The organism is Flavobacterium gelatinilyticum (assembly GCF_027111295.1).
GTDB classification, from domain to species: domain Bacteria; phylum Bacteroidota; class Bacteroidia; order Flavobacteriales; family Flavobacteriaceae; genus Flavobacterium; species Flavobacterium gelatinilyticum.
This window is the reverse complement of sequence record NZ_CP114287.1, coordinates 4,321,805-4,346,774: the sequence shown is the minus strand read 5'-3', so window position 1 is coordinate 4,346,774 and position 24,970 is coordinate 4,321,805. Positions and strand designations below refer to the sequence as shown.

The window sequence follows — 24,970 nt, the reverse complement described above, 5'->3', positions numbered from 1 at the left end:
TTTGTGATCTTTTAAAATTAGAAATTAAGATTCATTCCAAAAATCATTTGTCTGCTTCTTGGATATGGACTTGAATCAACCCCTGGTGTCAACGGATTTTTTCTTCTCGTTGAAACTTCCGGATCAGAACCCGTGTAGTTGGTCCAAACAAAAACATTGGTTGCCGTCAGGTAGAATCTTAATTTAGAAACACCAAGTTTAGAGGTAAACATTTCGGGAGCTGTATACCCTAATGTTAATGTATTCAATCTTAAAAATGATGCGTCTTCGACTGCCCAGTCTGTAAAGATGGCGCTTCTCATATACGGAGACCACATAGTTGTATTCGCATTAAGTGCTTCTAATGCTGCTGGTTCTGTTACTAACTGACCTGAAACAGGATCCAGATTGGTCCATCTTTTTCCATCAGCCATAGTAGAATTTAAATTCTTATACTGTCCTGAACCCGAAGCTGTCGAAAATTCAATTTTATCAGCATTATATACCTCGTTTCCAATACTCCAGTTAAAAGCTGCCATTAAATCAAACCCGTAAGCATTACCATTGATTACAAAACCACCTGAGCTTTTAGGATTCACATTTCCAATAACTGTTTTATCTTTTAAATCTACTTTACCGTCTCCGTTAACATCTTTCAATTTCATATCTCCCGGTTTAAGAGAACTTCCGTCTCCTACCAAAGTAGTTGCAGTAGGAGTTACACCTGCTTTTAAAACATACTTTCCGCCAACATAATCAAAGTCTGAAACTTCATATCTTCCGTCATTTTTATACCCATACATAGTTCCAAGTGAAGACCCTACCTCGATCAGGTAATCATCACCTATTTGCGTAGAAGCCCATCCTGTAGCGGCGCCGAAATTATTCATAACTCCTAGTGAATTAATACGGTTTTTGTTTACAGCCATATTAAATGAGAAATTCAATCCATATTTTTCTTTTTCGATAGCAACGACATTTAAAGTAGCTTCGAAACCTGTATTTTGAGTTTCTCCCATGTTACGGTATTGGAAATCATATCCAGATCCTGCAACCGGGAAATTTATTAATAAGTCGCTGGTAATATTCTTATAGATATCGATATTACCGCTCAGACGATTTTTGAAAAATCCAAAATCCAAACCAGCATTCTGAGTAACTGTTGTTTCCCATTTCAAATCAGGATTAGGCATTGTTTTAGAAGGTGCCCATATACTGGTAACTCCATTGATCCAGGTTGTTGGTGTAGATTGAAAAATTTGAATTTGCTGTCCAACAGGAATATTATTATTTCCTGCCTCACCATAACTCGCTCTTATTTTTAAAAGACTTACCCAGTTTTTATCTTTCAGGAAATTCTCTTCAGAAATTTTCCATCCTGCAGCAAAAGCCGGAAAGTAGCCCCAACGATTTTGTTCTGAGAACTTACTAGATCCATCTGCACGAAAAGTAGCAGAGAATATGTAACGGTTCTTGTAATCATAATTAGCACGCCCAAAGAATGACAATAATTTATCATCCGGGCTGTAATAATTATCTACTGCCTGTGGTGTTCCTTGTGTTGTTAATGTTTTTGCTTTATCAAAACCAAAAAAATCAGGATATCCATGAATAGTACTAGTTACAGTATTAGAAGTATAAGTGATGCTTTCCTGTCCAACAAGGGCATTCAAATGATGATCGCCGCCCATTATTTTTTTGAAATCGTAGTTTAGTGTATTCGCATTTCTAAACCTTTTATCTTTACCGTCAGCCATAATCATAGCCGGCTTGCCTTGTAATGGACCAATTGGACTATTCGCTACATAATATGTACTGCGTCCGTAAAAACGATAATCCAAAGTATTGAAATTATCCAGACCTAAATCTACTTTCAATTTTAAATTATCTACAATTTCCCATCCAAAGCTTCCTAACATATTAAAGTTCTTACGAAACTGCTGACGTTCGTTATCATAAATAGAAGTCAAAGGATTAATCAGTACTTCTGAACCATCTCCGGCTGCATCTTCTGACGTTAAACCCGGCACCGGAATTGGTGCATAACCTACAATGGTACGCATACGTGAATCTGCCGAAGATTTTTCATTTTGTTCGTTTACTCCTCCGCCATCAATCTCAGTATCTGAATAACGCATCGTAAAACCAATATCAATCTTGTCGCTTATTTTGCTTTTTAAAGCCAAAGCAAGGTTATTTCTTTTGTAATTAGAACCCAGCATGATGGCTTTTTCATCATAATGCGCATAATTAAAATTATAATTAAGCTTATCTGTACCTCCTCTAATTCCTAAATCACGGCTCTGCACCTCGCCTCTGCGTCCAAAAATCTGTTTTTGCCAGTTATTCCCCTTTAAACTGCTGTACATATCGCGATCTTCCCAATTTCCAAAATACTTAGTATAAGATTCCGGATTAGAAGGTAATTTTGTTCCGGTTTGTGAAAGCAAAGCATATTCGTACTGCCATTTTGTATAATCATCAGGCGACAGAACATCGATTTCTTTCGCCATTGTTTTCATACCGTAAAACATATTAAAATTTACCTGAATTTTCCCGTCTTTCCCGCTTTTTGTAGTAATAAGAATTACCCCGTTTGCACCACGAGAACCATATATGGCAGTAGAAGCCGCATCTTTTAAAACGGTCATTGTTTCAATATCAGATGAAGAAATATCGTTCATATTGTTTATTGGAAATCCATCCACAATAATTAATGGTGAAGCATCCTGAGTAAGAGAACCTCCTCCACGAACTCTAATTTTAATATCAGCATCCGGAGAACCTTCTGAGGCAGTTACCTGTACCCCGGCAATTCTACCTGTTAAAGCCTCAGCGACATTTGCCACCGGTACTTTTTTCAAATCAGTTCCTGAAATGGTAGAAACCGCTCCTGTTAAATCAGATTTTTTCGCGGTACCGTATCCAATTACCACAACCTCATTAAGACTGTTGGCATCTTCCTGCAAAACCGCATCGACTTTGGTTTTTCCTGAAGCAGGAACATCAACAGTTTTAAATCCGATGAAAGAAAAGCTTATTACAGCTTTAGGATTAGTGAGTTTAATCTTGTAACGTCCGTCAAAGTCTGTAGAAACTCCGTTCTTAGTTCCCTTTTCCAGTACGTTAACTCCCGGAAGAGAAAGCCCGGCTGCATCTTTGACTGTACCTTCAATCGTAACGGTCTGAGCGTGGGCTCGACTCCCCATTAGAAGGCACAATAAAAAAACAACGGCAAAGCAACAATTTGTTCCTTTGTTTAAATTTTTAAAATTCATGGTTGATCATTTAAGTTAGTAAAGTTTTAAGTGGTCTTTTGTGGTTTAGTTTTTTGTTTTGATTCTAGTTTTTTGTCAGAAAAAATAAGGCTTCGCACATTTATCTCATATGATTTAACGCATCATATTTTATGATAAAATTTAAAATCATTATTACTATTCAAAAAAGTTGTAATCGATTACACAAACATAAATATTTTTTTAATATAAAAAATTAAAATTCATAAAAATTTCATAATAAAAATGTGTTATGAAAAATAAAACAGGCTTTTTATACGAGATATGTAATTTTAAGGATGGATAAATATTAAATATATTATTGTAATTTCATGTTTTTTTGCCAATTCTTTAAAAAAAACAATCGATTACATGCTTAAAATTTAGGATTTTTTTAAGTGTATTTTTAACATTTAATTTCTTAAGATTTCATCTAAAACCAGAACAAGAAGTTAGAATTTTAACAAGTTTTATTCTAAAACAGATTCTTACAAAGTCCAAATTCAGTACAATTGGAATAAAAAATTAGAGGAAATAAACAAAAAAAGCCCTTAGAAAATCCTAAGGGCTTCGAAGAGATTGATTTATAAAATCATCTAAGCTTTTTGAAGCTTTAGATCATTTTGGTGAATTTTTATTAAAGTAAGTGTAATAAGCATTCCTATTATAGACATCCCTACTCCAATTAAATTTGGCGAAGCATAACTGTATCCTGCTGCCAAAGGAAGTCCTCCCAGAAATGCCCCTAATGCGTTCCCAATATTAAAACTTCCCTGAAGAGAAGCCGAAGCAATCATCTCTGCTCCTTTTGCAGTCCGGATCATCAGCATCTGGATTGGCGCAATAACCGAGAAGGAAATGGCTCCCGTTAAAAATGTCAAAAACAACGATACATATTGATTTGAAGAGAAGAAATAAACCAAAATCAAATCGACTGACATAATAAATAATAAAGCCAGTGTAGTTGGCGCAGGCGAATATTTATCCGCCAGTTTACCGCCGGCAAAATTTCCAACCACCATACCCAGTCCTGCCAGAATTAAGATATACGAAACATCGCCCTCATCAAATTTGGAAACATTCGTTAATAAAGGTGCAATGTAGCTGATCCATGCAAACAAACCGCCAAATCCAATAGCAGTGATTCCAATAATCAGCCAGGCATCTGTTCGTTTAAAAAACTGTAATTGTTCTTTCATATTTACGGTTTCTGCTTTTTCTAATTTTGGCATCCATAAGGAAATAAACAAAAAAGTAAGCAGCCCCACAAAAGCAATTAATACAAAGGTATAACGCCAGATAAAATTGTGACCTATATAGGTTCCGATAGGAACGCCGATTAAATTGGCCAGTGTTAATCCGGAAAACATAATTGCAATCGCTTGTGCTTCTTTCCCTTTATCGGCAAGTCGGCTCGCCACAACTGCTCCCACTCCAAAAAAAGCACCGTGAGGCAGTCCTGATAAAAATCGGGACGCAAACAATATATTATAAGAAGGTGCAATTATCGATAACGCATTAAAAACGGTTAACATTAGGGCTAAAATTAACAGCATTTTTTTGGGTGGAAAATTTCTTCCAAGAATTACTAATAAAGGAGCGCCTATTACAACTCCTAAGGCATATGCCGAAATTAAATATCCGGCAACCGGAATGCTTACTTTCATATCTGAAGCGATATCCGGAAGAAGACCCATCATTACAAACTCGGTTATACCGATTGTTAAACCTCCGAATGACAACGCAATAAGACTTTTTTTCATATAATTAAAAGAGAAAGGGAATTACTTTCTACACCGCAAATTTAAAACCGCCACAGCAGAAATAAGTTGTATATTTGCGACATATATTTGTAAATTTATGTTATGCCGAAGCTAAATCAGTTCAAAACACTTATGCTCGATGAGTTTGAAGAAGAAAAATTTCATCTGCCTCCGCATTCTCATACCTATTATGAAATCATCTATATTAAAAAAGGAAGCGGCATCCATCATATAAACCACAACCTGCTGCCGTATAAAGCGGGGGATTTGTTTGTGATTTCGCCGGATGACGAGCATTACTTTGATATAAAGAAAAGTACGCGTTTTATTTTTATTAAATTCACTGATAATTATTTTAATTCAAAACAAAACCTGACCTGCGACGAATTTCTTATTCATACTCCCGAAAGTTTTATGCGGGACAAAATATTAAAGGAAACGGTTTTAAAGTTTGATGAGCCTTGCAAAACCATTTTACGAAATACGGTCGAGAACATTACGAAATATGATGAATATATTGACGTTGCCAATTCGCCGATTGTTTTTTATCAAATCCTCTCGATTTTTGGTTTGATAAAAGAAACGATTCGTGGTATGAATCTTCAAATGAAATCTACGCATATCGATAACGAACAAATTGCCAATTATATTCATCAGAACATTTATCAGCCTAAACTGGTTCAGATTAAAGTAATTGCCGATCATTTTAATATTGCCCAAACGTATTTTAGTGCTTATTTTAAAAGGACTTTTGCCATTAGCTACCGCGATTACATTCATAATTTAAGAACTACTCTGATCGAAAAAAGGTTCCAGAATAATCAGCTGCCCATTAAACAGATTGCGTACGAGTTTGGTTTTACTGATGAAAGCCATCTGACGAATTATTTTAAAAAGAAAAGAAATATGAAGCCAACGGATTTTAAAAAGCTTTAGTTATTGAAATCCTAAAAGAACATTCTGCCTGAGTATTTTTCTCTAAATTTGTAAAACAAACGAATTTTTCCTTTGACAAAAAAAATCCACATAGTATTCTTTTTTCTGATGATTGGTTTCTTTCTGATTCCAAATTCCGGTTATGCCTGTGGGAATCATGCTGAAAAAGTTTCGCATAAAAAAACGGCTTCCGAAAAAAAAGAAATGGATTGCTGCAAGAAAAACTGCTGCAAGGAAACTTCAAAATCAAAGAAGAAAAAACACGACTGCGACGGAAAATGCAAACATACAAACTGCACAACCTCATCTTTGCAATTGAGTATTCCGGCTTCAAACGATCTTAATTTACAAAATAACAGTTTCAATTTTTCAATAGAAAAACCTATTACTTATTACAATGAAACCTGTCTTTCTGATGGTTTTACCACAATCTGGCTGCCTCCAAAAATATACTATTCATAATCTGTAACAGCCATAAATAGGTTTGGTTTAAACCTGTTTTTATTATAAAATCAACAACTTAAAGGAAAATCCTTTTATAAAAAACACATACAATGAAAAATTTAATACAAGCTGTTTTAGCAGCAATCACCATAGTATTTTCTGTAAACATGATTACAGCAAACGAAATGAAATCAAAAATAAACAGCGAAGAAGTTCTCGCTTCCAGCGAACTGCAGTCTGTTTTCGATAATTATTTTGCCGTAAAAGATGCCTTAATTAAAAGTGATGCCAAGACAACTTCGGCAAAAGCAGCAACTTTATTAACCGCTATTACTGCTGTAAAAATGGATAAGCTAAAGAGTAACGAACATACGGTTTGGATGAAAGTGGTTAAAAAATTAACTGCCGATGCAAAAGCCATATCCTCTAATACGGATATTAAAAAACAGCGTGAGTCTTTTAAATCCTTATCTAAAAACACGTACGATCTTATAAAGGTTTCAAATCCGGAACAGCCGGTTTATAAGCAATACTGCCCAATGGCCGATGCCGACTGGTTAAGCAAAGAAAAAGCGGTTAAAAACCCTTATTACGGTTCTTCGATGTTAACTTGCGGAAACGTGGTAGAAACCATCAAGTAATATGACGCTTTACATCAAAAATATGGTGTGCGCCCGTTGTAAAATGGTTGTGAAGTCTGAGTTTGAAAAGCTCGGACTTCATACTATTTCTGTTGAACTTGGCGAGGTGGAATTAGAAAACGAAATAACAGAAGATCAAAAAGACACATTACTTCAAAATCTTCAAAATTTAGGTTTTGATCTGCTCGATGATAAAAAAAGCAAAACAATCGAAAAGATAAAAAATCTGATTGTCGATTTGGTTCATCATAAAAACAACGAGCTAAAAACCAACCTGTCTGATTATTTGGTAGAAAATCTAAATCAGGATTATAATTCATTGAGTAATTTGTTTTCTGAAATCGAAAATACGACGATTGAAAAATATTTCATCAGCCAGAAAATCGAGAAAGTAAAAGAACTTCTTATTTACAATGAACTTTCTTTAAGCGAAATTGCCGATTTACTCAATTACAGCAATGTAGCGCATTTAAGCAATCAGTTTAAAAAAATTACAGGTTTTACGCCTACTTCGTTTAAGCAGTCAAAAGATAAAAAACGCATTCAGATTGAGAATTTGTAGATTTTACTGAAACGCAAAGAGAGTAATCCCAATAGTTATAAGGTTCGCAAAGTTATTTACACATAGCCTTGCGAACTTTCCGTTTTTACAAAGCCCCGTTTATAAAAATTCATTGCGCTCTTTACGGTAAAAAAACACAAAGCTTTGCGGTAAAAATCCTCTTTTAGTAAATCTTACAAATCATTCTCAAAATTATACAACCCGATCTAAACCACAGTTCGGAAATTTGCATTGTAAACCAAAAATACAAAGCAATGAAACATCAATATATAATTTCAGGAATGTCGTGCAATGGATGCCGAACCAAAGTCGAAAAGACTTTAAATGAAGTTGAAGGCATTCAGGCCGAAGTAAACCTCAATCCCGGAGAAGCGGTCATTACAATGGACAAACACATCGCAACCGAAAAACTTCAGGAAGTTTTATCGGCCGTTGGAAACTATACTATTGAAATGAAAACAGCAGAAAACTCAGGAGAAAATGCCGTAAAATCCTGCTGTTCATCAAAAAAAGAACATTCACACGATCACGCAAAAAAAGTCATACCGCATAACGCCACGGGAGTTTTTTACTGTCCGATGCATTGTGAAGGCGATAAAACCTATGATAAATTTGGCGACTGTCCGGTCTGCGGAATGGATTTAGTACCGCAGGTTTCCATCTCCACGACACAATTTACATGTCCGATGCATCCTGAAGTTATCTCAAACGAACCGGGAGATTGTCCAATCTGCGGTATGGATCTGGTGCCCATGCAGGCTTCAGAAGAAGAAAACAAAAGCTATACAGATTTATTGAAAAAAATGAAGATTGCTGTACTGTTTACGCTTCCTGTCTTTATTATTTCAATGTCTGAAATGATTCCCAACAATCCTTTATACAATTTAATGTCTGTTGAAAAATGGAACTGGGTTCAGTTCCTGCTTTCAATTCCTGTTTTGTTTTATGCCGGATGGATGTTTTTTGTGCGCGCCTACAAATCGATTATAACCTGGAATTTGAATATGTTTACCCTTATCGGGATCGGAACCTGTGTTGCCTTTTTATTCAGCATTGCAGGCATGTTCTTTCCCGATATTTTTCCGGCCGAATTCAAATCGCATCACGGAACCATTCATTTGTATTTTGAAGCTGCAACGGTTATCATCACTTTGGTAATACTCGGACAATTATTAGAAGCTAAAGCTCACAGCCAGACCAACGGAGCGATCAAACAACTATTAAAACTGGCTCCAACAGAAGCCACTCTGGTTGAAAACGGACATGACAAAGTAATTTCAATTCACAATATTAAAAAAGGAGATTTACTACGGGTAAAACCAGGAGAAAAAATTCCGGTAGACGGAAAAATCACAGCAGGAGAAAGTCATATTGACGAATCGATGATTACCGGAGAACCTATTCCGGTTGATAAAAAAGTGGGAGATTCAGTAATTTCAGGAACCATCAACGGAACCAAATCATTTGTAATGAAGGCCGAAAAAGTAGGTTCTGAAACCATGCTTTCGCAGATCATCCAGATGGTAAACGATGCCAGCCGTTCGAGAGCACCAATTCAAAAACTAGCCGATACAGTGGCTAAATATTTTGTACCCACTGTTGTTTTAATTTCGATTCTGACTTTTATTCTCTGGGCAAAATTTGGTCCTGAACCTTCTTATGTTTACGCTTTAATAAATGCCATTGCCGTTTTAATTATTGCCTGCCCGTGTGCTTTGGGATTAGCAACGCCAATGTCGGTTATGGTGGGTGTGGGCAAAGGAGCGCAATTTGGAATCCTGATAAAAAATGCCGAAGCACTGGAAAACATGAATAAAATTGACGTTCTGATTACTGATAAAACCGGAACTATTACAGAAGGAAAACCATCTGTAGAGAAAATTTATGCTATAAATAACGATCAGGATTTTTTACTTCAAAACATTGCTTCATTAAATCAGCACAGCGAACATCCTTTGGCAAAAGCCGTTGTAAACTTTGCAAAAGCGCAAAATATTTCGCTGCTTGAAGTTCGCAATTTTGAAACCCTAACCGGAAAAGGTGTCACCGGAATAATCGAAAATAAAAAAACAGCTTTAGGAAATAAAAAACTAATGCTTGAAGTAAATGCTTCGATTTCTGAAGAAATAGAAAACAAAGTTACAGCCGAACAAAATCTGGGAAAAACCGTTTCGTATATCGCAATCGATCAGACTGTTTTAGGCTATGTAACTATTACCGATGCTATTAAAGAAAACAGCGCGCAAGCCATAAAAAGTTTAATCGATCAGGGCGTAGAAGTTATCATGCTTACCGGCGATAATGCAAATACAGCAAAAGCCGTAGCCAATCAGCTTCATTTGAGTTCTTTTAAAGCAGATTGTCTTCCGGAAGATAAATTAAAAGAAATTGAACGTTTACAAGCCGAAGGCAAAATAGTGGCAATGGCGGGCGACGGAATCAACGATGCGCCGGCTCTGGCAAAATCGAATATTGGAATCGCAATGGGAACCGGAACAGATGCTGCGATCGAAAGTGCCAAAATTACGCTTGTAAAAGGAGACTTAAACGGAATCGTAAAAGCAAAAAAACTAAGTCATGCCGTAATGTCAAACATCAGACAAAATCTGTTTTTTGCCTTTATATACAACACTTTAGGCGTACCTATTGCCGCAGGAATTTTATATCCGGTTTTCGGGATTCTGCTTTCGCCAATGTTAGCTGCTTTGGCAATGAGTTTAAGTTCTGTATCTGTAATTGTAAATGCACTTCGTCTTCGAAATTTAAAATTATAATCTGATGAAACTGAAATATCTCACTATACTCTTTTTTGCTGTAATATCGCTGAATGCCCAAAAAGTGGTTCGGTACGATTTACATGTACGCGATACGATTGTGAATTTTTCAGGAAAAGAAAAAAGAGCGATAGCGGTTAACGGACAAATCCCAATGCCGACACTTACTTTTACAGAAGGTGATATCGCCGAAATTTATGTTCACAACGAATTAAAAAATGAAGATACTGCCATGCACTGGCACGGATTGTTTCTTCCTAATAAAGAAGACGGTGTCCCGTATTTAACCCAAATGCCCATTAAGCCCGGAACCACGCACAAATACAGTTTCCCGATTATTCAAAACGGAACGTATTGGTACCATAGTCATTCCGGTTTACAGGAGCAGATTGGTTTGTACGGACTTTTTATCATCAACAAAAAGAAAGACGACCCAACGATTCGAAAAGGCATTGACGATCTGCCGACTATTCCGGTCATTCTGAGCGAATGGTCCGATCTTAAACCAGGGAATATTCAGCGAATGCTGCATAACGCCAATGACTGGTTTGCCATTAAAAAAGGAACAACTCAAAGTTATGCCGAAGCTGTTAAACAAGGACATTTTTCGACCAAAGTGACCAATGAGTGGAAGCGAATGAATGCGATGGATGTGAGCGATGTTTATTATGAAAAGTTTTTGATTAACGGAAAAACCGAACAGCAGTTATCCGAATTTAAGCCGGGCTCAAAAGTCCGTTTGCGAATTGCCAACGGAGGTGCTTCGAGTTATTTCTGGCTTACGTACGGCGGCGGTAAAATTACTGTTGCTGCCAGCGACGGAAACGATGTTGAACCTGTAGAAGTCGATCGTTTGATTATTGCGGTTTCTGAAACTTATGATGTTATAGTAACTATTCCCGAAGAAAAAAAATCTTTTGCTTTTCTGGCAACAGCCGAAGATCGAACCGGATCTGCTTCCTTATATTTAGGCGGAGGTGAAAAACAGACTGTTCATCATCTTTCGAAATTAAAATATTTTGAAGGTATGAAAATGATGAACGATATGATGAAAATGAATGGCGAAATGAACGATATGGGCATGAATATGTCATGGAATAAAATGGACATGAATGCCGTAATGTATCCTGAAATTTCGGGAGAAGATCAAAATGCAAAGCCAATGGATCATTCCGGTCATAATATGGAAGAAATGAAAATGAGTAATGACAGCACCGAAACGGCTGAAATTGTTACATTGAATTACGGAATGCTGAAAGCACCACATAAAACCAATCTTCCAAAAGACGCTCCCGTAAAAGAATTACGATTTGAATTATCGGGAAACATGAACCGTTATGTCTGGAGTTTAGACAATAAAGTGGTTTCTGAAACTGATAAAATCTTAATTAAAAAAGGAGAAATTGTTCGGATTACTTTATACAATGGCTCAATGATGCGCCACCCGATGCATTTGCACGGTCATGATTTCAGGCTTCTCAACGATCAGGGTGATTATGCACCAATGAAAAACGTAATCGACATTATGCCGATGGAAACCGACACTATCGAATTTGAAGCGAATGCCGATGGAGACTGGTTTTTTCACTGCCATATTTTATATCACATGATGGCCGGAATGGGACGTATTTTTAGTTATGAAAATTCAGCACCGAATCCTTTGATTCATCATCCTGAAATGGCTTATAAAATGCTGAAAATGGACGATCGTATGTTTCATTTTATGGCTGAAAATGATTTTGCATCAAACGGAAATGACGGTGAAGCGATGTACAGTAATACCAGATGGAGCATTGGAACCGAATGGAGATTAGGATACAACGACAAACATGGTTACGAAACCGAAACGCATATTGGTCGTTACATTGGCAAAATGCAGTGGCTGATGCCGTTTATTGGTTTTGACTGGCGTTATCGAAAAATGGGAATGGATGAACAGGAACAGAATATCTTCGGACAGAAAAACACCAAAGACAGTCGTTCGGTTTTTAGCGCCGGACTTGAATATACGCTTCCAATGCTAGTAAAAGCGCAGGTTGAGGTTTACACCGATGGAAATGTCCGTTTGCAATTTGAACGAAAAGATATTCCGCTTTCGAGACGTTTGCGAATGAACCTGATGTGGAATACCGATAAGGAATATATGGCGGGATTAAAATATATCGTTGCCCGAAACTTTGGTATTACCACACATTACGACAGTGATATGGGTGTTGGGTTTGGAGTGAATTTGAATTACTGATTTTTTTCATCATTTAAGTAATATAAATTCATATTTCATGAGATTCTATAAAAGAAGTTCATTTAAAACATAATGGCATTACTTTTGAAAGCTGAAACAAAACTAAAAAACCATTTTATGCATCAGATTAACCCTTTGATTTTACTTGTTTTGCCATTAGTATTTCAAATCATTTTTGGGATAAGAAAGATTTACGAAAGCGTAAAGCTGAATTTAACTAAAGTTTCTGTAATCAATTTTCTGCTGCAGATTCTGGTTTCGTATCTCGCTTTTACTATTGTAAGTCACAATTTAAGAGATCGATCTAATGGAGAAATCCGCTGCGGTCTGCCCTTAGTTGGAATGATAGTATTTGAACTTTTAATTTTTGGCGTTTTATTGACAATCATGCTTATTCAGTTTCTAATTAGAAATCGAATGAGAAAAAAATTAAGCTGATACGTATTGTCATTTTTAATGAATATTAAACCAGCTGTCCATTTTTACAAAAACATTAACAACACGATTATTCTTACGAATCATTATTCCTTTTATATTTGATTCACCAATTACAATCTTTAACAAAAAATAATTTAAACAAAATGACTAAAGTAATTACTATCGTAACGATTGCCTTATTCTCCATCAGCGTAAGTGCTCAGAACACAAAACCGGCAAAAAAAGAAAGCACAAAAAAAGAATCTTGCTGCAAAAAAACAACAGACAAGAAAGATAAAAAAGCTTGCTGCACTAAAAAATAATTGAAATTCTAAGACCTCAGATTTGAGGTCTTTTTTTGCTGCGAATATTACAAATTACTTCTGCGTCTCGCATTTGTGTAAAATTTGCAGTAAATGTAATTCGGGGCAAACCGAATATTTAGAAATCACTAAATCTTTGAAATCTGCCGTAAAAACCTATTTCACACGAATACTCCATTCAAAATCCATTTCAGAGACCTGAACGCCTTCTTCGTTTGTTCCTATCGATTTCATCCAGAAAGTCTGTCCCTCGCCTGTTTCTATGGTTTTTTGAATTGCATCAACAATAAGATGTCCGTCGTTGCAGACAAATGTAATGCGGCCCGTTGCTTTTTTGGTAAAGTTTCCTTTGTTATTAGCGACCAGCATTGAGATCTTTTTTCCGCTTTCCTGTATCTGCGAAATAACCAATGCCCCTGTGGTCAATTCTGCCGCCATGGCCTGAACTGCAAAATACATCGAATTAAAAGGATTCTGATTTATCCAGCGATGCTTGACACTTACGATGCATCTGTCCTTATCAATTGCTTTTACACGCACCCCGCAAAAGTATGCCGATGGTAATTTGAATAATACAAATTTGTTGAGTTTTGATACAGAAATTGCCATGTGATTGTTTTTTTATGTAAAAATACAAAAAAACTATGCACGCACAATAAATCGATATTACTTTATAAACTTGTCAGTAAAATCAATACTTAACAATGGTTTTCAAGTAATTATCTATAGAATTCAAATTTTTAAAATGTTAATTTTTTGTTAATATTAGGTACTATGCAAAACAAGATACTGTTTTTTGAACATATATTTGCATAAGAAAATACTATATACTTTTAATCATACAATCATCAACACCACTCATCATGGAAAAATCATCAGAAAAGAATACTTCGGCATTCACACATTTAAGCATCTTAAGTCAATACGTTATTCCATTTGGAAATTACATTTTCCCAATTATTATCTGGTCGAGCTACAAAGACAAATCAGAATTTGTAAACCACCACGGAAAACAAGCTTTGAATTTTCAACTTAGTTTATTGCTTTACACATTGGTTTTAGCATTAATCGCGGTTCCAATTTTCCTGACTGTCTTTTTACAAAATCTGCCAATCGAAGCAGTTTTTAATGACGAGGATTTCTTTATCAGAAATTTTAATCTCGAAGACAGCATCGGACTTTTAAGTGTAGGTGCAACAGCAGTTTTACTTTTTGGGTTTTTAAAATTTGTTGAATTCTTTTTGGTAATCTATGCTTCTATAAAAGCTTCAAACGGAGAATTATACAAATATCCGCTAACAATTCCTTTTATTAAGTAATTGGGGATCTGCTCAGTGTAACAGAGGTTAAAGGTTATAGACAATATAGGAACCAGCCCTGATAGAAGTGGAAATCCTTTTGTGCGGATCCCGAGGCTTCGGGAGGCACAAAAGATTGGAACGGATAGCAGGAAACAGCTCCAAAAAAAAATCAATCATCAATCAATCATCATCAATCAAAAAACGAATTGTTCAATCTAAAAAAAATGAAATGAAATTATGAACATTGAAAACACAAAAGCACAGATGCGCAAAGGTGTTCTTGAGTTTTGCATCTTATCAGTATTAAAAGAAAAAGACGCATACACATCTGAAATATTAGACACTTTAAAAAACGCGAAATTATTAGTTGTTGAGGGAACAGTTTACCCGCTTTTAACTAGACTGAAAAACGACGGTTTGCTTAATTATCGATGGGAAGAATCAACATCAGGACCGCCAAGAAAATATTACGGATTAACCGAAATAGGACAAACATTTTTAAACGAACTCAGCGGTACCTGGACAGAATTGTCGGATGCCGTAAATCTAATCACCAATCAAAATCAATAAGTCATGAACAAAACAGTAAATATTAACTTAGGCGGTATGTTTTTTCACATCGATGAAGATGCATATTTAAAATTGACACGCTATTTTGACGCTATAAAAAGATCTCTTAACAACTCATCAGGACAAGATGAAATTATAAAAGACATCGAAATGCGTGTTTCTGAACTTTTAACAGAAAAACAAAAAAGCGAAAAGCATGTTGTTGCACTGAAAGATGTTGACGAAGTGATTGCGGTTATGGGGCAGCCGGAAGATTACAGAATCGAAGATGAAGAAAATACCGGAGCACCGTATAATAATTACAATAAAAGAAGTCATAAAAAATTATACCGTGACAAAGAAAACGGTATGGTTGGAGGTGTGGCAACAGGTTTGGGACACTATTTTGGAATTGATGCCGTATGGATTAAAATTGTATTCTTAATCTTTGTTTTTGCCGGTTTTGGAACAGGAATCTTAGCTTATTTTGTACTTTGGATTGTAACTCCTGAGGCAGTTACAACTTCTGAAAAACTGGAAATGACAGGAGAGCCGGTTACCATTTCGAACATCGAAAAAAAAGTACGCGAGGAAATTGACTCATTATCTGAAAAATTCAAAAATGCAGATTATGACAAAATGGGAAACCAGGTAAAGTCGGGAGCTGAGAGAATAAGTAGTTCATTTGGAGACTTTATCATGACGGTTTTTAAAATCTTTGCAAAGGTTTTAGGCGTAGTTTTGATTATGGCAGGACTTGCAACTTTGGTTTTGCTGCTAATTGGAGTGTTTACTTTAGGAACGAACGTTTTTATTGATTTCCCATGGCAGAATTTTATAGAAGCTGAAAACTTTACAGATTATCCTATCTGGTCATTTGGTTTATTGATGCTTTTTGCTGTTGGAATTCCGTTTTTCTTCTTAACATTATTAGGTTTTAAACTATTATCTCCAAATTTAAGATCAATTGGTAATTTTGCTAAATACACTTTGTTAGCGGTATGGATTGTTGCGATTACTATCACAATCAGTATTCTTATTAAACAAGCAACGGAGGTATCGTATAATAATAAAGTAGTCGAAAAAAGAGCTATACCCATTACGCCAAAGGATACTTTGTATGTAAAATTCAGATACAATGATTATTACGCAAAAGATTTGGAGCAGTACGGTGAGTTTGAATTTGTTCAGGATTCAGCAGGAAACGATTTAATCTACTCTACAAATGTACGTTTACACGTTTTACGTACAGATGAAGCTTCGCCGTATGTTCAGATTGAAAAAAGCGCAAGAGGAAATTCATTTACCAATGCGAAAAAAAGAGCAGAAAAAATCAATTTTAAATTTCAGATTAACGGAAATCAGTTAATTTTGGATAATCATTTTCTCACAGAAGTGAAAAACAAATTCAGAGGTCAGGAAATTAACATATACTTATATTTACCTCAAGGACAATTGTTCAAACCAGACGCTTCTCTACAGGATTATGATGATTCTGATAATGATTTTTTCAATCTTCATTTCAGCGGTAATTACAACTACAAAGTTGAAGGTTCTAAAATTAAATGTTTAAACTGTCCTGAAAATGAAAATGATCATAAGGACAGTTATGATGCAAACGATGACGATTATGACAATGAAATCACAAACGATACCGTAAAAGAAGTTTCGATTAAAATAAATGGAAAAGAAGTTATAAACGGTAAAACAACCAAAAGCAGACTAACCACTGATAAAAACGGAGTTATAATTAAAATTAACTAAACCATGATCAAAATAATCATTCATATTACAAAATTTTTTATTGCAGCAATTACGGCATTATTATTTGCATCCTGCAATTTAAACATGAACAGCATTGAAGGAAGCGGCAATGTGACTACTGAAAAAAGATTCGTTCAGGGAGATTTTAAAAATATTGAAGTAAGCAATGCCATAGATTTGGTTGTTGAACAATCTGATTCGGTTTCAATTAAAGTGGAGGCCGATGATAACCTTCAAAAAGAAATTATTACTAAAGTAGAAAACGGGACTCTGGTAATTAAATGCAAGTTTTCTTCATTCCGCAATGTAACTCAGAAAAAAGTAACGGTAAGAATACCTTCGATTGAAAAAATAGAAGCATCAAGTGCCTCGACGGTTCGAAGTATAAATGTTCTTCACGGAGAGGATATTAAACTGGAAGCCTCAAGTGCGGCATCGATGAATGTAGATGTTGAATCAGACGATGTTTCCTGTAATTCAAGCAGCGGCAGTTCGATAGATATTAAAGGAAAGGCTTTAAAAGTTAAAACTTCGGCTTCGAGCGGTTCTTCAATCCAGGCCGGCGAGTTATTGGCAAATGATATTGATGCAGAAGTTTCAAGCGGTGCTGTAATACATGTTCATCCTATTTTACGTCTTAAAGCTCAGGCTAGCAGCGGAGGCAATATTAACTACAACAATGTTCCTAAGGCGATCGAAAAATCAACAAGTTCAGGAGGAAGTGTCAGCCAAAGCTAATATTTACGGAACTGTTAAATATAAAAGAAATCATTCATCTTAAGTGGATGATTTTTTTATATTTGCCAAAATCAAATTCAGAATGATGAGAAAAAATACAGCGTTGCTTTTATTACTTTTAGTGACAACATTAACTTTCGCTCAGAAAAGAGAAAAAGTAAAAGGATCTAAAAATGTAACTACATCTATTAAAGACGTAGGAAGTTTTGACGGTCTCGAAGCAGATGACAATTTAGAGGTTTATTTAGAAAAAGGAGAAAAAAACGAAATCAAAATCGAAGCCGATGATAACCTGCACGATATTATCGCATTTGATTTAAGAGAAAAAACGCTTCGTATTTATACCGCAAAAGAAAGCACTATTTTTAAAAAACTGGCTGTCCGTGTTACATATACAGGGTCACTGAATAAAGTAATTTCTAAAAATGAAGCAAAAATTTATGCCATTCAGGAAATTCAGCTGGACGATATTACATTTAACAGTTTTGACTATTCGAGATTGTACTTAAATGTAAACTCGAAAAAATTCAGCCTTATTGCCGATGATAAATCAAAAACAGAATTGAACTTAAAAGCAGATGAAGGAAATTTACAGTTAAGTAAAAATTCATCTATCAAATCTTTGGTTTCTGCTACGAAATTTAAATGCGATTTATACCAAAAATCTACCGCTGCTATTGAAGGAATTACCGAAAAAGCTACTATTCGTTTAGATAACAATTCAATATTTACAGGAACAAAATTTACAATGAAAGAAGCAAACATTACAGCCGAAAATTCTTCTGTTGGCAGTGTTTTAGTAGAAATCGCAGCATCGATTGCCGCGAGTGATAAATCAGAACTTTCATTATACGGAAGTCCTAAAATAGAACTAACCCGTTTTTCTGAAGAAGCTAAGCTGTTTAAGAAGATTAAATAGTGACCGTTTTCAGTCGCAGTTTACAGTTTACAGTTTACAGTTTACAGTTTACAGTTTACAGTTTACAGACTATAAAAAAAATCCCAATCGTATTGATTGGGATTTTTTTTATATATTTTTTTCAGACTGCGGCCGAGACTGAAAACTGAGACTAAAGAAATTACTCCTTAGAAGCCAAATATCTTTCAGCGTCAAGAGCAGCCATACATCCTGTACCTGCAGCAGTAATTGCCTGACGGTATACGTGATCTGCTGCGTCTCCTGCTACAAAAACACCCTCAACATTTGTTTTAGAAGTTCCAGGAGTGTTTACGATATAACCTGTTTCATCTAATGTGATATAATCTTTAAAGATATCCGTATTTGGTTTGTGGCCAATAGCTACGAAGAAACCTGTTGCCGGAATTTCGATAACTTCACCTGTAGTTTTGTTTAAGGCTTTAATAGCATGCACCACATTATTATCTCCAAGAACTTCAACAGTATCGTGGTTCATTAAAATTTCGATGTTTTCTGTTTTGCGAACACGTTCTTCCATGATTTTAGAAGCTCTGAATTTCTCGCTTCTTACCAGCATCGTTACTTTTTTACAAAGTTTAGATAAGTAATGCGCCTCTTCGCAGGCAGAATCTCCTGCTCCAACAATTACTACATCCTGATTGCGATAGAAGAATCCGTCGCAAACGGCGCAGGCAGAAACTCCCCCGCCCATATTTAAATAATGCTGTTCTGATGGTAATCCTAAATATTTAGCCGAAGCACCTGTAGAAATAATAACAGTTTCGCAGTGTAATTCAATTGAATCGTTGATCCATACTTTATGAACTCCGCCTGAAAAATCAACTTTTGTAGCCCAGCCGTCACGAATATCAGCACCAAAGCGTTTTGCCTGCTCCTGTAACTGAATCATCATTTCCGGCCCTGTAACACCATCAACGTATCCCGGAAAATTTTCTACTTCATTAGTGGTAGTTAACTGGCCTCCTGGCTGCATCCCCTGGTATAAAACCGGATTCATATTTGCTCTGGCTGCATAAATAGCCGCAGTATACCCTGCAGGACCAGAACCTATAATAAGGCATTTAATTTTTTCGATTGTATCTGACATAATGTGTATTGTTTTAAGAGTTGCAAATGTAAACTTTATTATAAAAAATAACGCCGAAAATAAATCCTAAATAACTATCCGAAAATAAGTTTTATTTATTTTTAAAATTTTGCTTTTATAAATGAAATTTATTTCTATCTTTGCATCCGCTTTCGGGCAGTAAACCATTACATCTTCGGGGTGTAGCGTAGCCCGGTTATCGCGCCTGCTTTGGGAGCAGGAGGCCGCAGGTTCGAATCCTGCCACCCCGACAAAAGCCGAACAGAAATGTTCGGCTTTTTTGTTTTACAAGCTTTCTCATTATCGCAAAACAGCAGAAACAACATCAAAATAAATCTATCTGCAATGTTTACTCATAATACCAAAATCCCGATAAATTAGCAAACTTTGTGTTTTTCTCCTTTTAGCTTTTTGCGGTTAAACGCACCCTACACAACATTAACGCGAAAAAAACTAAAAAAACACCCCTCCTATTAAAATGTTGCTATATTTACACCTTCGTAACATTATATTATTTTGACATGGAAAGCTTTCTTTTAGTCGGATTATTTTTTTTCTTAATTTACCTTCTGAACAACATAAAAAGTCGTTTCGACAATCTCGAAGACCATATTCAAAAGCTCAATAAAAAAATAGATCTGCTAAAACCAACCGAAAAACCTGTAGAAAAACCGGTAACTTCTCCTATAATTACTCCAAAAGAAGAAATTAAACCCGAGAGACCCGTAATAACAGAACCTTCTGTCATCTTACCTAAAAAAGAAGAAACCCCGGAAATAAAAGCAGAAAAACCTGTTTTTTCTATGGAATCAAAACCGGCTCCTGTTTTTCAGGAAACGGTGCGAAAACCAATTGTACCTGCTGAACCACAAAAATCATTCTGGGAAAACTTCAAAGAAAAAAATCCGGACCTCGAGAAATTTATCGGTGAAAACCTAATCAATAAAATTGGTATTTTAATTCTGGTATTAGGAATCAGTTATTTTGTAAAATACGCAATCGACAAAGATTGGATTAACGAGCCTGCACGTGTTGGCATTGGGATTCTTTGCGGTGTTTTGGTTATGGGAGTTGCTCACAAACTGCGTAAAAGTTATGCAGCATTCAGCTCAGTAATTGTAGCAGGTGCGATTGCCATTTTTTATTTCACAATTGGAATTGCTTTTCATGATTATCATTTATTTAATCAAACCGCTGCTTTTAGCATAATGGTTATCATTACAGCTTTCAGTGCTTTGATATCTTTATCTTATAACCGAATTGAACTGGCTGTTCTTTCCCTGATAGGAGGCTTTGCCGTTCCTTTTATGGTCAGCACCGGAGAAGGAAATTATGTGGTATTGTTTACCTACATCGGAATCCTCAATGTTGGTATTTTAGCATTGGCTTATCACAAAAAATGGAATCTGGTTAACATCTTATCATACATTTTTACCGTTTTGTTGTACGGCGGATGGCTTTCGCAGGAATTACAAGCTGACAAACCCCATTATCTTGGAGCTTTAATTTTTGGATTTGTTTTCTATTTCATTTTTATCCTGATGAACATCATCAATAATATAAGAACAAAAGGAGAATTCTCTACTGCGCAATTAACTATATTAGCCAGCAACACCTTTTTGTTTTATGCTGCCGGAATGTCTATTTTACATCTTTATCATCCGGAATTAAGAGGACTTTTTACAACCGCAATCGCCTTACTCAATCTTACTTATGCCTGGTTTTTATATAAAAAATTCGGTTTGGATAAAAGAGCGGTTTATCTTCTTATTGGATTAACACTGACATTCATTACACTGGCAATTCCTATTCAGTTTGAAGGCAATTATATTACGTTGTTCTGGGCAGCAGAAGCTGTTTTGTTATTATGGCTTTCGCAAAAATCAAAAATCAGCAGTTACAGATTTGGTTCTGTAATTGTACACGGTTTAATGCTTATCAGCCTTATAATGGACTGGAACAAATATTACAATGGAGATGAGATCTTAAATATTGTAATCAATTCAATATTCACAACCGGATTATTCGCAGCGGCTTCATTGTTTGCTGTTTGGTTTTTATTAAAGAAGGAGAGCGAAAGCGTCGAACTTTACCAATTCAGGTTTAATCCTGAAAAATATAGAAATTTCATTATTCAGGCAGGCTTTCTAATTAGTTATTTAGCAGGATTGTTTGAAGTCATTTACCAATCTAATTACGCAATAGAAAATTCAAGTTCTGCAGCGGCACTTCCTGTTGTATATCATTTGCTATTCTCGGCTGTACTGGCAGGATTTTTAGCAAAAAAGAAAACCGACACAGGATATCAGGGTGCTGCACTAATTGCTTTAATCAATATTATTCTGTTTGCATTCTGGTTCAGTTATTATGCTTTTAATGAACATGAAGACATTATAATCTTTGGCAGCGGACAGCCAATCGCTTTCTATCTTCATTATATTTCACTTCTTATTACTATTTACTTGGGGTATTTAGTGTATAAGATAAATTCTAAAAAAACCGTTTTCTCCTTCTTCAGCAAAAAGAGTTTTGTCTGGGCAGCTTCTTTTATAATCGTATATATTGCCAGCAGTGAGTTGATGCTTCATGGTTTTAAGTTTTTAAATTCACCTGTTACAGCAGCTCAGATTCAGCAGACGGATATGTTTAAAATTGACAAACTCAATACAAATTACATTCGCGAGACATTGGCAGAAGACAATATCGAAATGGCAAGAATAAAAATAATCAAAACCGGATTCCCGGTACTGTGGGGAATCCTGGCTTTTGTGTTTTTAATTATCGGAATAAAAAAACAAAACAAATCACTGCGAATTATTGCCTTATCGTTATTAGGTTTAACCATCCTGAAATTATTTATATACGACATAAGCAACATTTCTGAAACCGGAAAAATAATCTCGTTTATTCTTTTAGGAATTTTAATCCTGATTATTTCATTCGTATACCAAAAAATTAAAGTCTTAGTTATAGACGAAAACAAACCTGAATCAAATGAAACCAACTAAATTTTTACTGCTGTTATTATTGACCAATATTTGTCTGGGGCAGTTTCAGACAACCGGAAAACTCAATAAAGTTTTACAGAATGGTTTTCATGAAATCAGACTGTCGCCGGAAATCCGTTCTTACTCTAAACAAGATTTGAGCGATATCAGAATTTTTGACTCAAAAGAAAACGAGGTACCTTACTTTATTCAGAACAGTACCAATATATCATCAGACAGTTTTATAGAATATCATATAATTTCAAAAAAAACAGAGCCAAAGAAAAACTCTGCAATTATTATTGAACTTCCGGCTGTTAAAAACAACAAACAGCTTTCGCTTATTATAGCTAATTCTGATGCTGTAAAAAAATATTCAGTTTCAGGAAGCGACGATCAAAAAGAATGGTTCGGAATTTCCGATTCACAAACTTTATATGATTTGAACAGTGGCACAGAACCCACTGTTACCAAAACAATTACCTATCCGTTAAATACATATAAATATTTAAAAATAGAGTTTGACGACAAAAAAACACTTCCGGTAAATGTTCTAAAAGTTGGAAACTTCACTACTAATACACAAATAATAAGCTTAGAAGAAATCACTCCAAAAAAAACAACGGTTAGTGAGGATTCTTCAAAAAAAGAAACCCGCATTCAGGTACTTTTTGACCATCCGCAGATTATAAATCAGATCGCTTTTGAAATTTCAAAACCTACTTATTACAACCGGCATGCTGTTTTGTATAAAAGAACTGAACATAAAATAAAAAGAAAAACAGAAGTTTACGATGAGGAAATAGCTTCTTTCGAATTAAATTCAAATACGAAAAACAGTTTTACCATTCCCGAAATATTTGAAAAAGAACTGTTCCTTAAAATTGAAAACGAAGACAATCTGCCTTTGAATATATTATCTGTAAAATTCAATCAGAAACCGATTTCTATTATTGCCGATTTAAATGTAAATGAAAATTACACCCTTAAAACCGGCAGTGAAAATGCTGTACAGCCCCGTTATGATCTTTCTGATTTCAAAAACAGGATAGACGCTGCTTTGCCTCAGGTCGTTGTTTCAGACATCGAACACACATCTGAAATGAAAAGCGAAAACGACGCAAAATCCTTTTGGCAGCAAGCCTGGTTCATGTGGATCTGCATAATTCTGGGAGGAATAACCATTTTATTTTTTACGGCAAGTCTCGTAAAAGATCTAAAAAAGCAAAACTAATTTCAAAAATAGAACAATTACGATGATCAATTTTATTGCAGAAAATTTTGTTTCTGCTTCTTTTTAGAACAAAAAACAAAATAAACATCGTAGAATTTCCGGATTATTTCATTTTATAACTAAAATCAGATTCACCGAAACACCCATGAAACCACGATTAGCCAAACTTTCTTAAATGTTAACAAAATAGATTTTCAAAAACCATAAATAATTGTATTTTTACGGTTCAAAATTCAGAAAATAAATGGGCAAAATCATTGCTATTGCTAATCAAAAAGGAGGCGTTGGAAAGACTACTACATCAGTAAATCTTGCAGCCTCATTAGGTGTTTTAGAGAAAAAAGTATTATTGATCGACGCTGATCCGCAGGCCAATGCAACATCTGGTCTTGGAATCGACGTAGAATCAGTTGAAACCGGTACTTATCAAATTCTCGAGCATACAGTAACACCAAAAGAAGCCATTTTAAAATGTACATCTCCAAACGTTGACGTGATTCCTGCTCACATTGACCTTGTTGCGATCGAAATCGAATTGGTTGACAAAGAAAACCGTGAGTACATGCTTAAAAAAGCATTAGAAGAGGCAAAACAAGAATATGATTATATCATTATCGACTGTGCACCATCTCTTGGCTTGTTAACCCTGAATGCTTTAACAGCTGCAGATTCTGTAGTTATTCCTATTCAGTGTGAATATTTTGCACTTGAGGGATTAGGAAAATTACTGAACACTATTAAAAGTATTCAAAAAATCCATAACCCGGATCTTGACATCGAAGGTTTATTATTAACAATGTACGATTCAAGATTACGTTTATCTAATCAGGTTGTAGAAGAGGTTCAGAAACACTTCAACGATATGGTTTTTGATACGGTTATCCAGCGAAATGTAAAATTAAGTGAAGCTCCGAGTTTTGGTGAAAGCATCATTAATTATGACGCTACAAGCAAAGGTGCTGTAAACTATATTCACTTAGCTCAGGAAATTATAAAGAAAAACAGTAAATAGTT

Annotated in this window: 20 protein-coding genes and 1 tRNA gene; 17 read left to right on the top strand and 4 right to left on the bottom strand. The window is 35.3% G+C overall.

Annotated elements, in window-relative coordinates; genetic code table 11:
- Window positions 1–17: 17 nt before the first annotated feature.
- Both OZP11_RS18655 and OZP11_RS18650 read right to left on the bottom strand, forming a co-directional pair.
- Window positions 18–3,257 (bottom strand): SusC/RagA family TonB-linked outer membrane protein, encoded by a 3,240-nt coding sequence (locus OZP11_RS18655; RefSeq protein WP_281232017.1) that lies wholly within the window; start codon window positions 3,255–3,257, stop codon window positions 18–20.
- Window positions 3,258–3,850: 593 nt separating this feature from the next.
- Window positions 3,851–5,017: an MFS transporter gene (locus tag OZP11_RS18650; RefSeq protein ID WP_281232016.1), complete on the bottom strand. Its 1,167-nt coding sequence runs from the start codon at window positions 5,015–5,017 to the stop codon at window positions 3,851–3,853.
- 102 nt (window positions 5,018–5,119) lie between these two features.
- On the opposite strand from OZP11_RS18650, the gene OZP11_RS18645 reads away from it, so the two are divergent.
- From OZP11_RS18645 to OZP11_RS18610, 8 genes are all read left to right on the top strand, one after another.
- On the top strand, window positions 5,120–5,953 hold the full coding sequence (locus tag OZP11_RS18645; RefSeq protein WP_281232015.1) for an AraC family transcriptional regulator: 834 nt from the start codon (window positions 5,120–5,122) through the stop codon (window positions 5,951–5,953).
- 72 nt (window positions 5,954–6,025) lie between these two features.
- A complete protein-coding gene (locus tag OZP11_RS18640; RefSeq protein WP_281232014.1) occupies window positions 6,026–6,415 on the top strand; it encodes a hypothetical protein in 390 nt (129 codons plus the stop codon).
- A 92-nt stretch (window positions 6,416–6,507) separates the two neighbouring features.
- Complete coding sequence (locus OZP11_RS18635; protein ID WP_281232013.1) at window positions 6,508–7,038, top strand: DUF3347 domain-containing protein; 531 nt, start codon at window positions 6,508–6,510, stop codon at window positions 7,036–7,038.
- 43 nt (window positions 7,039–7,081) lie between these two features.
- Window positions 7,082–7,600 carry a helix-turn-helix domain-containing protein gene (locus OZP11_RS18630; protein WP_281232012.1) on the top strand — a complete coding sequence of 173 codons (519 nt, stop codon included), beginning with the start codon at window positions 7,082–7,084 and terminating at the stop codon, window positions 7,598–7,600.
- A gap of 254 nt (window positions 7,601–7,854) precedes the next feature.
- Entirely contained in the window at window positions 7,855–10,374 is a 2,520-nt protein-coding gene (locus tag OZP11_RS18625) for a heavy metal translocating P-type ATPase (RefSeq protein WP_281232011.1), read from the top strand.
- Window positions 10,375–10,378: 4 nt separating this feature from the next.
- Window positions 10,379–12,616, top strand: coding sequence for a multicopper oxidase family protein (locus OZP11_RS18620; protein ID WP_281232010.1), 2,238 nt, complete (start codon window positions 10,379–10,381; stop codon window positions 12,614–12,616).
- Between the two features lie 117 nt (window positions 12,617–12,733).
- Complete coding sequence (locus OZP11_RS18615) at window positions 12,734–13,054, top strand: hypothetical protein (RefSeq protein WP_281232009.1); 321 nt, start codon at window positions 12,734–12,736, stop codon at window positions 13,052–13,054.
- 143 nt (window positions 13,055–13,197) lie between these two features.
- Window positions 13,198–13,356, top strand: coding sequence for a hypothetical protein (locus OZP11_RS18610; RefSeq protein WP_281232008.1), 159 nt, complete (start codon window positions 13,198–13,200; stop codon window positions 13,354–13,356).
- 156 nt (window positions 13,357–13,512) lie between these two features.
- On the opposite strand, the gene OZP11_RS18605 is transcribed toward OZP11_RS18610, so the two are convergent.
- The gene (locus OZP11_RS18605) at window positions 13,513–13,965 is read right to left on the bottom strand and encodes a DUF4442 domain-containing protein (RefSeq protein WP_281232007.1); all 453 of its coding nucleotides are present in this window, start codon (window positions 13,963–13,965) and stop codon (window positions 13,513–13,515) included.
- 254 nt (window positions 13,966–14,219) lie between these two features.
- On the opposite strand from OZP11_RS18605, the gene OZP11_RS18600 reads away from it, so the two are divergent.
- The 5 genes from OZP11_RS18600 (at window position 14,220) to OZP11_RS18580 (ending at window position 18,627) form a co-directional block, all read left to right on the top strand.
- Window positions 14,220–14,675 carry a DUF4870 domain-containing protein gene (locus tag OZP11_RS18600; protein ID WP_281232006.1) on the top strand — a complete coding sequence of 152 codons (456 nt, stop codon included), beginning with the start codon at window positions 14,220–14,222 and terminating at the stop codon, window positions 14,673–14,675.
- Window positions 14,676–14,894: 219 nt separating this feature from the next.
- Window positions 14,895–15,227: a PadR family transcriptional regulator gene (locus OZP11_RS18595; protein WP_008464689.1), complete on the top strand. Its 333-nt coding sequence runs from the start codon at window positions 14,895–14,897 to the stop codon at window positions 15,225–15,227.
- 3 nt (window positions 15,228–15,230) lie between these two features.
- Window positions 15,231–16,970: a PspC domain-containing protein gene (locus OZP11_RS18590; RefSeq protein WP_281232005.1), complete on the top strand. Its 1,740-nt coding sequence runs from the start codon at window positions 15,231–15,233 to the stop codon at window positions 16,968–16,970.
- Window positions 16,971–16,973: 3 nt separating this feature from the next.
- Complete coding sequence (locus OZP11_RS18585; RefSeq protein ID WP_281232004.1) at window positions 16,974–17,708, top strand: head GIN domain-containing protein; 735 nt, start codon at window positions 16,974–16,976, stop codon at window positions 17,706–17,708.
- A gap of 82 nt (window positions 17,709–17,790) precedes the next feature.
- Window positions 17,791–18,627 (top strand): GIN domain-containing protein, encoded by an 837-nt coding sequence (locus OZP11_RS18580; protein ID WP_281232003.1) that lies wholly within the window; start codon window positions 17,791–17,793, stop codon window positions 18,625–18,627.
- A gap of 160 nt (window positions 18,628–18,787) precedes the next feature.
- On the opposite strand, the gene trxB is transcribed toward OZP11_RS18580, so the two are convergent.
- Window positions 18,788–19,735 (bottom strand): thioredoxin-disulfide reductase, encoded by a 948-nt coding sequence (gene trxB, locus OZP11_RS18575; protein ID WP_281232002.1) that lies wholly within the window; start codon window positions 19,733–19,735, stop codon window positions 18,788–18,790.
- 176 nt (window positions 19,736–19,911) lie between these two features.
- Here trxB and OZP11_RS18570 point away from each other — a divergent pair.
- From OZP11_RS18570 to OZP11_RS18555, 4 genes are all read left to right on the top strand, one after another.
- Window positions 19,912–19,986, top strand: a tRNA-Pro gene (locus OZP11_RS18570).
- A gap of 270 nt (window positions 19,987–20,256) precedes the next feature.
- On the top strand, window positions 20,257–22,743 hold the full coding sequence (locus OZP11_RS18565) for a DUF2339 domain-containing protein (RefSeq protein ID WP_281232001.1): 2,487 nt from the start codon (window positions 20,257–20,259) through the stop codon (window positions 22,741–22,743).
- Window positions 22,730–23,956, top strand: a complete 1,227-nt coding sequence (locus tag OZP11_RS18560) for a DUF3999 family protein (RefSeq protein WP_281232000.1) — start codon at window positions 22,730–22,732, stop codon at window positions 23,954–23,956. Before OZP11_RS18565 ends, OZP11_RS18560 begins: the two co-directional genes overlap by 14 nt.
- 244 nt (window positions 23,957–24,200) lie before the next feature.
- Complete coding sequence (locus OZP11_RS18555; RefSeq protein ID WP_281231999.1) at window positions 24,201–24,968, top strand: ParA family protein; 768 nt, start codon at window positions 24,201–24,203, stop codon at window positions 24,966–24,968.
- Window positions 24,969–24,970: the final 2 nt, after the last annotated feature.